The organism is Kaistia nematophila, from assembly GCF_026343855.1.
Classification (GTDB): Bacteria; Pseudomonadota; Alphaproteobacteria; order Rhizobiales; family Kaistiaceae; genus Kaistia; species Kaistia nematophila.
This window is the reverse complement of record NZ_JAPKNK010000015.1, coordinates 46,075-56,467: the sequence shown is the minus strand read 5'-3', so window position 1 is coordinate 56,467 and position 10,393 is coordinate 46,075. Positions and strand designations below refer to the sequence as shown.

At 66.5% G+C, this 10,393-nt stretch carries 8 protein-coding genes; 3 read left to right on the top strand and 5 right to left on the bottom strand.

The annotated features are described in order from the left end of the window. The first annotated feature begins 176 nt into the window (after positions 1–176). A complete protein-coding gene (locus tag OSH07_RS23595) occupies positions 177–1,415 on the top strand; it encodes an alpha/beta hydrolase (protein ID WP_266341166.1) in 1,239 nt (412 codons plus the stop codon). A gap of 116 nt (positions 1,416–1,531) precedes the next feature. On the opposite strand, the gene OSH07_RS23590 is transcribed toward OSH07_RS23595, so the two are convergent. The 4 genes from OSH07_RS23590 to OSH07_RS23575 all read right to left on the bottom strand — a co-directional run bounded on the left by OSH07_RS23590 (position 1,532) and on the right by OSH07_RS23575 (position 5,593). Beyond that, a complete protein-coding gene (locus OSH07_RS23590; protein WP_266341165.1) occupies positions 1,532–1,861 on the bottom strand; it encodes a DUF2322 family protein in 330 nt (109 codons plus the stop codon). 111 nt (positions 1,862–1,972) lie between these two features. Continuing rightward, positions 1,973–2,953 carry an aldo/keto reductase gene (locus OSH07_RS23585; protein WP_266341164.1) on the bottom strand — a complete coding sequence of 327 codons (981 nt, stop codon included), beginning with the start codon at positions 2,951–2,953 and terminating at the stop codon, positions 1,973–1,975. A gap of 402 nt (positions 2,954–3,355) precedes the next feature. Next, positions 3,356–4,228 carry an aldo/keto reductase gene (locus OSH07_RS23580; protein ID WP_266341163.1) on the bottom strand — a complete coding sequence of 291 codons (873 nt, stop codon included), beginning with the start codon at positions 4,226–4,228 and terminating at the stop codon, positions 3,356–3,358. 426 nt (positions 4,229–4,654) lie between these two features. Next, positions 4,655–5,593, bottom strand: a complete 939-nt coding sequence (locus OSH07_RS23575; protein ID WP_266341169.1) for a phytanoyl-CoA dioxygenase family protein — start codon at positions 5,591–5,593, stop codon at positions 4,655–4,657. Positions 5,594–5,744: 151 nt separating this feature from the next. Here OSH07_RS23575 and OSH07_RS23570 point away from each other — a divergent pair, with 151 nt between their 5' ends. Continuing rightward, positions 5,745–6,611, top strand: a complete 867-nt coding sequence (locus OSH07_RS23570; protein ID WP_266341162.1) for a helix-turn-helix domain-containing protein — start codon at positions 5,745–5,747, stop codon at positions 6,609–6,611. A gap of 352 nt (positions 6,612–6,963) precedes the next feature. Here OSH07_RS23570 and OSH07_RS23565 read toward each other — a convergent pair whose 3' ends face one another. Continuing rightward, on the bottom strand, positions 6,964–7,515 hold the full coding sequence (locus OSH07_RS23565) for a YcgN family cysteine cluster protein (protein WP_266341161.1): 552 nt from the start codon (positions 7,513–7,515) through the stop codon (positions 6,964–6,966). A 148-nt stretch (positions 7,516–7,663) separates the two neighbouring features. Between OSH07_RS23565 and OSH07_RS23560 the strand changes: the two genes are divergently transcribed. Next, complete coding sequence (locus OSH07_RS23560) at positions 7,664–9,955, top strand: transglycosylase domain-containing protein (RefSeq protein WP_266341160.1); 2,292 nt, start codon at positions 7,664–7,666, stop codon at positions 9,953–9,955. The last annotated feature ends 438 nt before the right edge of the window (positions 9,956–10,393 follow it).

The window sequence follows — 10,393 nt, the reverse complement described above, 5'->3', positions numbered from 1 at the left end:
GGCCGCGCAGCCGCCTCGTATTGCCCGCGAGGCTCCAATGTCTCGCGGGCGATGGCGAACGCTGTGCCCGGCTTCGACACCCAATCTTTACGCGCCAACGCTATGCCGATGCCGCGGCTTGGCGCAGATGCCGGGGCAGCCGCGAGACCGGACAGACATCCGGGAAATGGAACATCATGACGAAAGCCGTTCGCACTCTGGCGCTCTGCGCCGTGCTCCTCGCCATCCCGCCCGTCGCCAGCGCCGCGCCGCAGGAAGCAACGCCCGCCGCCGCGAGCGATGCCGGCGCGATCGCCGTGCCGTCCGGCGTCAGCTATGAGCTGCTCGGGCGCTGGGATACCGACCGGCTGAACCAGATCCTCACGACCGATTTCCCGAAATTCGCCGGCATCGACGTCACCTACACGCCGGCGCGCAACGCGGTGAAGCTCTACCGCGTCACCTATCCCTCCGTCGTGCCCGAGCGCGGCAACAAGCCGATCGTCGCCACCGGCCTGCTGGCGATCCCCGATACCGACGCGAAATCGTTCCCGATCCTCTCCTACCAGCATGGCACCGTCTATGGCCGGCAGGAGGTCCCCTCCTTCCCCGAGCAGTCGACCGAGACGCAGCTCATGCTCGCGCAGTTCGCCGGCCAGGGCTATGTCGTGATGGGCGCCGACTATTTCGGCATGGGCGCTTCCAAGGAGCCGGAAGGCTACATGGTCAAGGCCAGCCACCAGCAGGCCTGCCACGACATGATCCGCTCCGGCCGCGGGGTGCTCGACAGCATGGGCATCACCAGCGACAAGCTCTTCCTCGGCGGTTGGTCGCAGGGCGGCTTCGTCACCATGGCCTGCCTGGAGAAGCTCGAAAGCGCCGGCGTCGCCGTCGATGCCGCCGCCACGGCCAGCGCCCCGATCGATGGCTTCGCGCTGATGAACGGCTTCCTCAACTTCCCGCGCGAGATCGACGCGAGCTGGGTCAACAGCCTCTTCGTCCTCTCGGCATTCTCCTACGAGAACTATTATGGCGTGCCGGGCCTGGCGCGCTCGGTGTTCAACGACGCGTATTATGACGCGGCGCGCCGCGTCTATGAGCGCCAGCCCTTCGAGGCGTCGGAAATTCCGACCGACCTGCACAAGCTTATCCGCGCCGACTATTTCGACCCGCAATTCTTCGCAGGCTCCGCCTATGGCCGGATCTTCCGCGAGACGCAGGCCTATCGCTGGGTGATCCAGACGCCGGTGCGCAACTACTATGGCGAGGCGGACGAGGTGATCCCGCCCGGCATCGGCAAGATGGCGATGACCTACCAGCAGGCGATGGGCGCGGGAAACACCAAGGTCGAGGCGATCTCCACTGGTCCCACCACCCATCGCGGCACCTACGCCAGGGCGGCCGCCCAGTGGAAGACCTGGTTCGACGGCAAGTAGCGGGTCCGCGGCTCACGAGGCCGGCGGTGCGATCCGGCCATCAGACTGGCCGGATCCTTCGCCAGGGGAAGGCAAGGCAGCACCCGAAATCCGCGCTGCCATGCTTCCATCCCGCATCAGACGGCGACGAGCGTGATAGCAAGCGGGGCGGCCCCGCCAAGGATCTCCAGCAGGCGGTCGATATTGGGATGGGCGCCCGGCCGGCTCCTGGCATCGGCCGTATGTTCGGCAAAAACCTCGAGCCCGTGGGCTGCCGCCTCGGCATGGAGCGCGCCGAAGCTCTGCTGGAGGTACTGATAGACGGCCAGCGAACCCTGCTTGCCCGGCTGGTTCTCGATGGTCGCCACGACCGCGCCCGAGGGATCGACGAGGTCGATGCGGGCAAGACCATCGATCGAGGGCAGCAATCGCAGGTTTTCTTTGAACGAATCCGTCGGCTGGATCACCGTTAAATCCTCTGGATGGCGTTGAAATGCGCGGGCAGGTCTAGCAGGTCCCTGCCTTCGGGCGAAGCCGGGGTACGGCGTTGCGCCCGGATCGTTGCCGATCCTCTGCTCTCACACGAAGCCCGCCACCGAATGGGGGACATAGGCCGCCTCCAGCGCGGCGATCTCGAATTCGTCGAGCCGGACCGACAGCGCCGACGCGGCGTCGTCGAGATGCTGCATCTTCGTCGCGCCGACGATCGGCGCCGTGATCACCGATTTCGACAGCACCCAGGCGAGCGCGATCTGGGCGCGCGGCAGGTCGCGCTGGGCCGCGACATGCGCGACCGCCTCCACCACCAGCTTGTCGGCGTCGGCGGTGCGGGAATAGAGGCCCTTGCCGAATTCGTCGGTCTCGGCGCGCGCCGTCTTCGCATCCCAGTCGCGCGTCAGCCGGCCGCGCGCCAGCGGGCTCCACGGAATGACGCCGATGCCCTCCGAAGCGCAGAGCGGCAGCATCTCGCGCTCCTCCTCGCGGTAGAGCAGATTGACGTAGTCCTGCATCGAGACGAAGCGGGCGAGACCGCGGTTTTCCTGCATCGCCAGCATCTTGGCGAATTGCCAGGCATGCATGGACGAGGCGCCGATGTAGCGCGCCTTGCCCATCTTCACGACCTCGTCCAGCGCCTCGATCGTCTCCTCGATCGGCGTGCCGTAGTCGAAGCGGTGGATCTGGTAGAGATCGACGTAGTCGGTGCCGAGGCGGGTCAGGCTGGCGTCGATCTCGTGCAGGATCGCCTTGCGCGACAGGCCGGCGCCATTCGGGCCCGGGCGCATGCGGCCATGCACCTTGGTGGCGATCACCACCTCCTCGCGCCGGGCGAAATCCTTCAGAGCCTTGCCGACGATCTCCTCGCTGGAGCCGTCGGAATAGACGTTCGCCGTATCGAAGAAATTGATGCCGAGCTCGAGCGCCTTCTTGATGAAGGGGCGGCTCTCGGCCTCCGGCAGGGTCCAGGCGTGGTTGCCGCGCGCGGGGTCGCCATAGCTCATGCAGCCAAGGCAGAGGCGGGAAACTTCGAGGCCGGTGCGACCGAGGCGGGTGTATTCCATGGCGGGCTCCTTCGGCGGCGATCCGATCCGGCGCGGAGGGCGCGCCGGCCGTGGATCGTCAAGGCTGCCACTGTGAACCCAAATCCCCCCGGCGCGCCACCGGTGGTTTCGCCCTCGCGGCATTGAGCCCCACCGAACCATGGATCCCTGCTTTCGCAGGGATGACGACGGAGATTGACGATTTCGAGGGAACAAGGGCGCCGACAGAGGATCGAAATCAGCCACGTCCGCGCCCGAGGGCTTTGCACATCACTGCCCGCAACCAACTCGCCGTCATCCCTGCGAAAGCAGGGATCCATGCAGCCGCGCCATCGCGAACCCCGGCACAAGACGACGCAGTCTGTCGCTGCAGCAGGACCGCCGGCCGCGAACGATCCGCGACCGGCGGGGCGAGGCACAGCCTCAGGCGGCGCGGCGGGCCTCGACGTCGAGGGCGGCGAAGTCCTCGTCGGAAAGCTTGATCGAGGCCGCGGCGGTGTTTTCCTCGAGATGCCTGATGCTGCCCGTGCCCGGAATCGGCAGCATCACCTTCGAGCGCTTCAGGAGCCAGGCGAGCGCCACCTGGCCCGGCGTGGCGCCGAGCTTGCCGGCGATCTTGGTCAGCGCCGAGCCCGGCCGCGCGAGATCGCCGGAGGCGAGCGGCGCCCACGGGATGAAGCCGATATTATTGGCCTCCGCGAAATCGAGCACCGCCTCGCTCTTGCGATCGACGAGGTTGTACTGGTTCTGCACGGTCGTGACCGGGAAGAACTTCTGCGCCGCCTGGATGTCGGCGACGGAAACTTCCGACAGGCCGACATGGCGGATCAGCCCTTCGCGACGCATGTCGGCGATGACCTGGAACTGCTCGTCCTTCGGCACGCGCGGATCGATGCGATGCAGCTGCCAGAGATCGATGCGCTCGACCTTCAGCCGGCGCAGGCTCATCAGCACGCACTGGCGCAGATATTCCGGCCTGCCGACCACCTGCCAGATATTCGGACCATGCCGGGTCAGCGCCCCCTTGGTGGCGATGACGAGGCCCTTGTAGGGATGCAGTACCTCGGCGATCAGGTCTTCGCTGACATAGGGCCCGTAGCTGTCGGCCGTATCGATCAGGTCGATGCCGAGTTCCGGCACGCGCTTCAGCGTCCGCTTCGCCTCGGCGATATCCTTAGGATCGCCCCAGATTCCGTCGCCGGTGATCCGCATGGCGCCGAAGCCGAGCCGGTTGACGGTGAGATCGCCGCCGATCTTGAACTGGCCCGAAGCGGCCGCGTTGATGTCGTTTGGCATGGTGTCGTCCTTCGATGAGGAGACCGGACCGGATCACCCATCGAGGCATGATCGTCCAGCCGGGACCGAAATCCGCCGCGGGGCCGGGAATGGCTGCAAGCCTGGCAGCGGCGCGACGGATACCCCTGGGAAGGGTCCCCGAGAGATGGGCGCGCCGGAACCGAAGTTAAGGGGAACGCCGATCACGGACGCGTGAACGGGCGCCGGAGGTAGGAAGCAAGTCCCTCACCCAACCCTCTCCCGCAAGCGGGCGAGGGCTTTTCGGCCGGCGTTTTTGTTCAACGGCGCGGCGTTCATCTACGAAGGACGCCAGCGAACCAGCAAAGGCGCAGGCGCGCGGGAAAGGCTCAGTCGATCCGGGAAAGCGCACAGGCGTGCTCCCTCTCCCGCGCGCGGGAGAGGGTTGGGGTGAGGGTCTTCCCGTCCTTATTCGTTCCAGCTCTTCAGCCCCAGCAGCTTCTCGCCGAGCGGCGTCAGCGTTGCCACTTCGGCGTTGTGCTTTTCCCAGTCGCGCGGGTCGCCCGGGAAGGCGTCGCGATGCGGATGGTCCTGTTCGCGCCAGAGACGGATGCGCTCGGTGCGCTCGGCGAGATTCGACTCCTCGGCCGGGTGCATGGAAATGTACTGCGCCATGCGGACACGGCCGTCGGAATGGTTGGGCCGCACGCCATGGGCGAGCAGCGAGTTGAAGATCAAGAGATCGCCCGCCTCCATCTCGATATTGGTGATCGAGAGCCCCGCCGTGTCGGGATGCATCGGGTCGCGGTCTCCAGGCTGCGTCTTCACCCAGTCGTCGAAGCCGGCGAAGAGCTCGGGAATGCACTGGAAGCCGCCGACGTCGCCATCCTGCTTCTTCAGGCTCAGCACGCCCTGCACGCCGATCGGCGGGGGAACGAGCGAGGTATCGGCGTCCCAGTGGATGAAGCCGTTCGGGTTGCCCTTCACCTTCTTCGGCGGGTTCAGGTTGGCGCGGTCGATCGTCACCCAGAGATCCTCGCGGTCCCAGATGTCGACGAAGGCGTCATAGACCCGGCGCTCCTGGCGATTGTCCCAGAGATGCTGGTGATTGTAGATCTCCAGCATGCCGGTGCCATTCAGTTCCTTCATGATGTGGTCGCGGCGCTGCGGCGCGTACCAGGTCGCCGGGTCGGCCGGGTCCTTCTCGTCGAAGGCCCAGAGCGTCTCGACCAGCCGCGCGACATTTTCCGCCGGCACGGCCTGGCGGACGATGACGTAGCCGCGCGTCACCCAATGCTGCCAGTCGGCCTCGGAGAGCACGCGCAGCGGCAGCGTCTTCACGATGTCCTTCAGCTGCGTTTCCTGATGCGTCGTCGGGTGGCTGTCGCGCTTGATCGCGGTTCCCATTCCAGCGGCCATGGTCATGCACTCTCTCCCTGATCACCCACATCCCTCGCGGATGCTGCTCGGGAAAGACTAGCGATCCCTATGGACGGGTGTTCGCCGATCCCGGCGAAAACTGATACGATTCCAGCGTCAGAAGACCCACGAGATCCAGATGAAGCCATTTCTCGAACGTCTGGCGCTCCCCGACGGCGCATCCTGGGCGACGCTGAACCGGCGCCTCGACGGCGAAATTCCGTTCCAGTGGCATCACCATCCCGAATTCGAGCTGACGATGACGCTGAACTCGCGCGGCCAGCGCTTCATCGGCGACCATATCGGCAACTATGACGACGGCGACCTCGTGCTGGTCGGGCCCAACCTGCCGCATAGCTGGTGCTCGGCCGCCAAGGTCGAGGAGACGGCGCCGCATGTCGCCCTGGTGATGTGGTTCCTGCCGCAATGGGCGGCGCCGATCGGCGGCGTCTTCACCGAGCTCCGCGCCGTCGCCGCCATGCTGGAGCGGGCCCGGACCGGCCTCAAATTCTCGGACACCGCGGCGGCCGAGGCGCGGCCGCTGATCGAGGCGCTGTTCGGCCTGCCGCCGGACGAGCGGCTGATCCAACTGCTCCGCGTGCTGGCGCTGCTTTCACGCGACGCCGGGGCCGAGCCCCTCGCCTCGCCGCTTGCGGTCGCCGCCGACCAGCCGGCGAACCGGGGCCGGATCGACCGCGTGCTCGACCATGTTCACCGCCGCTATGCCGAGAAGCTGAGCCTGGAGGCGCTCGCCGATATCGCGGCGCTGAGCCCTTCCGGCCTGCACCGGCTGTTCCTGCGCCATACCGGCCAGAGCGTGACGGGCTATCTGGCACGGCTCCGGATCGGCGCCGCCTGCGCGCTGCTCTCCGGCGGCGACAGGCCGATCGCGACCATCGCCGCCGATGTCGGCTACGACTCGCTCGCCAACTTCAACCGCCAGTTCAAGGCGCAGCGCGCCGTGACGCCGAGGCAATACCGGCAGCGGTTCCGGGTCGGGGGATAACGTCCCTCGCCGTCGTCTTCCCGCAGTCCGCCACCACGGCTCCCGTCATCCCTGCGAAAGCAGGGATTCGTGTGGCGGAGAGATGGAGAGGTTGGCGGGGAACCCGGGAGACCTGGATCCCGGGTCAGGCCCGGGATGACGGCGAGCGTGGGAAAGTCGTTTCGGCAGGCCCGGCCAAGAGTGGCGTACTGGCCAAGAGTGGCGCACTCATTTACCTCTCCCATGGGGAGAGGTCGACGGCCGCAGGCCGGCGGGTGAGATGTTGAGGCCTCACAGGCAAGATCGCATCCCCTCGCCCGGCTCTTCGAGCCGACCTCTCCCCATGGGAGAGGTGAAGAATGGGAAAGTACCCCTACCCCTTCGGCGCCTCCGGCTCGGGCAGCTCGCCCGGCCAGGCGACGATATAATCCTCGTATTCCTCGACCGGGATGTCGCTCTCGCTGATCGTGCGGCCGGAGGTCGAGATGCCGGCCTCGTGCACGGTCTCCGGGTCGCCGGATACCAGCGGATGCCACCAGTAGAGATCATGCCCCTCGGCGATCAGGCGATAGCCGCAGGTCGGCGGCAACCAGGTCAGCGTGCGCACCGTCTTGGGATCGAGCGGGATGCAGTCCGGCACGAAATCATGCCGGTTCGGATAGTCGCGGCAGCGGCACGTATCCTCGTCCAGCAATTCGCAGGCGATCGCCGTCCAGACGATCTCGCCGGTGTCCCAGTCCTCGAGCTTGTTCAGGCAGCAGCGGGCGCAGCCGTCGCAGAGCGACTCCCATTGCTCGGTGCTCATCTCTTCCAGCGTCAGGCGCTTCCAGAACGGCACTTCCTCGGCTTCGGGCGCGGATGCGCCGGCGGCATCCTGTTGCGGGGAGGTCGCAGCGTCGTGTGCGTCCTTTCCTTGCAAGGGCATGGAGATTGCGTATCCTTCGTCGATCGGCGAAAACCGGCCAGGGCTGGGGGCGGTCCGTTCACCGGGCATTCCGAATGGCGCCATATAGTGCCGGAATGCGATGTTTCGACTGCCTTTTAGAACCATTCGACCTTCAATGGAACAGCCCTTGCGCAAGCTTCAGGATCGGATCTCGGGGTGGCTGGGCAGCCTGAAGCCCGGGCGGGATCCGTCCGCCGGCCCGGCCGGCGGCGAAGCATCGGCGAATCCGGGGGCTCCAAAGGCGGAACAGACGGGCGGCGAGACGCCCGGCCCGGCCGCGCCGAAGACGCCCTGGCTGCGGCTGATCGAGATCGACGCCTTCATCGATTCCGCGCTCTACCGGATCTGGACCGGGCTCAAGGACGGCGCCGAGGCGCTGTCGCGCTTCGCCCGCCATTTCCGCATGACCGGCTGGCGGCGCGCGCCGTTCGAGATCCTCGGCGACGGGCTGACGATGGCCGCCGGCGGCGCGGTGGTGATGCTGACGCTGGCGCTGCCCGCCTTCGACGCCACCAAGCAGGACTGGCTGGCGCAATCGGATTATTCCGTCACCTTCCTCGACCGCTACGGCGCCGAGATCGGCAAGCGCGGCGTGCGCCATTCGGAATCCGTGCCGCTCGAAGAGATGCCGGACAGCCTGATCAAGGCGACGCTCGCCACCGAGGACCGGCGCTTCTACACCCATTTCGGCATCGACATCATCGGCACGGCGCGCGCGCTGATGGAAAACCTGCGCAACGACGCGGTGCGCCAGGGCGGCTCGTCGATCACCCAGCAGCTGGCGAAGAACCTGTTCCTGTCGAACGAGCGCACGCTCGACCGCAAGATCAAGGAAGCGTTCCTCGCGCTTTATCTGGAGAGCAACCTCTCCAAGCACGACATCCTGCAGCTCTATCTCGACCGCGCCTATATGGGCGGCGGCAATTTCGGCGCGGCGGCGGCGGCGGAGTTCTACTTCGGCAAGAAGGTGCAGGACATCAACCTGGCCGAGGCGGCGATGCTGTCCGGGCTCTACAAGGCCCCTGCCCGCTACGCGCCGCACATCAACCTGCCGGCGGCGCGCGCCCGCGCCAACGACGTGCTCACCAACATGGTGCAGGCCGGCTTCATGACCGAGGGCCAGGTGATGGGCGCGCGGCGCAAGCCCGCCGACGTCGTCCGCAAGGCCGCCGACACCGCGCCCGACTATTTCCTCGACTGGGCCTTCGACGAGGTGAAGAAGCAGGTGCCGGACGGCGACCGCAGCCTGATCGTCCGCTCGACCGTCGACATGAACCTGCAGAAGACGGCCGACGAGGCGATCGAGGGCGCGCTGCGCGATTCCGGCGAGCGCTACCGCGTCAGCCAAGCGGCGATGGTCGTCGCCGAGCCGGATGGCGCCGTCCGCGCCATGGTCGGCGGCCGCGACTATGGCGAAAGCCAGTTCAACCGCGCCACCGACGCGCTGCGCCAGCCGGGCTCGTCCTTCAAGCCCTTCGTCTATACGACGGCGATCCAGCACGGCTACACGCCGAAGAGCATCGTCGTCGACGCGCCGATCTCGATCGGCAACTGGTCGCCGAAGAATTATGGCGGCCGCTACATGGGCTCGATCCAGCTCACCACGGCGCTGATCCATTCGCTGAACACGGTTGCGGTGCGGCTCGCCGGTGCGGTCGGCCGGCCGGCGATCATCGACCTCGCCCACCGCATGGGCATCACCACCAACATCATCAATTCGAAGTCGCTGCCGCTCGGCGCCACCGACGTGCGCGTGCTCGACATGACGGGCGCCTATGCCGTCTTCGCCAATGGCGGCATGAAGGCGACGCCCTATGCCTTCACCCAGATCCTGAACAGCCAGGGCGAGGTGGTGTTCGACCGCAAGCGCGACGTGCCCCCGCCCGAGCGCGTGCTCGACGAGAAGACCGTCGGCATGATGAACTACATGCTCGGCCAGGTGCCGGAGCGCGGCACCGGCCGCGCCGCCAAGCTGCAGGGCATCAAGACGGCCGGCAAGACCGGCACCACCAATGCCTATCGCGACGCCTGGTTCATGGGCTTCACCGGCAATTATGTCGGCGGCATCTGGTTCGGCAATGACGACTTCACCTCGTCCAACAAGATGACGGGCGGCTCGCTGCCGGCGCAGACCTGGAACCGGGTGATGACCTACGCCCATAACGGCATCGAGCTGAAGCCGATCCCCGGCATCGACGAACCGGCTTCGGACGGTCCGCGCCCGGCGCCGGCGGTTGCCAGCAACGACGCCGACCAGCGGCCGCTTTCGCTCTCCGCGCGGACGACGGAGCGGCTGATCGCGCTGGAAAAGCTGTTCGACACGGCGCCGCCGCTGAAGCCGCAGAACGCCGTCTCGTTCGAATCCGGCGAGAAGATCCGCGCCGCCGCGCTCGAAGGCGACGACACCGCAGCGCGCTGACGGACCGAGCTTCGCGCCGATCCCTCCCCTTTCAAACCCACGAAGCAACACCGGCGCGGCGAGCGCGGAGCCATGCCCTGCGGTCCGAATCCGACCGCGAAGGCCGGCACTTTCCTCTGCGAGAGATGACGCAGGGTTCGAATCACTCCAGCGAGTCGACCGATCCGAAGCCTCCAGTCGAGCCGGTGGCATGCCCTATCGATACCCTCCAGCGTTGTTTTATCGGCCTGTTGCATGCAAGCAACAGTGGGTGGAACCCCTCCGTCACCCGCAGGATCAGATAGACAAATATCCGATTGTTTCAAATGCTTGAGTGTTTTTCGCTAATCCATCCATACTATAGACTCTATAGGCCCGCAGCGACGCTACGGAATGCCGGTCGAGGGTGATGCAGCGATGCAACAGCCAATGCGCAGAGGATCCTCTACTCCTTGGACA

Coding starts and splice junctions, on each gene's coding strand:
- OSH07_RS23595 (WP_266341166.1), top strand. CDS start 177: ATGACGAAAGCCGTTCGCACTCTGGCGCTCTGCGCCGTGCTCCTCGCC.
- OSH07_RS23575 (WP_266341169.1), bottom strand. CDS start 5,593: ATGGGAACCGCGATCAAGCGCGACAGCCACCCGACGACGCATCAGGAA.
- OSH07_RS23580 (WP_266341163.1), bottom strand. CDS start 4,228: ATGCCAAACGACATCAACGCGGCCGCTTCGGGCCAGTTCAAGATCGGC.
- OSH07_RS23585 (WP_266341164.1), bottom strand. CDS start 2,953: ATGGAATACACCCGCCTCGGTCGCACCGGCCTCGAAGTTTCCCGCCTC.
- OSH07_RS23565 (WP_266341161.1), bottom strand. CDS start 7,515: ATGCCCTTGCAAGGAAAGGACGCACACGACGCTGCGACCTCCCCGCAA.
- OSH07_RS23570 (WP_266341162.1), top strand. CDS start 5,745: ATGAAGCCATTTCTCGAACGTCTGGCGCTCCCCGACGGCGCATCCTGG.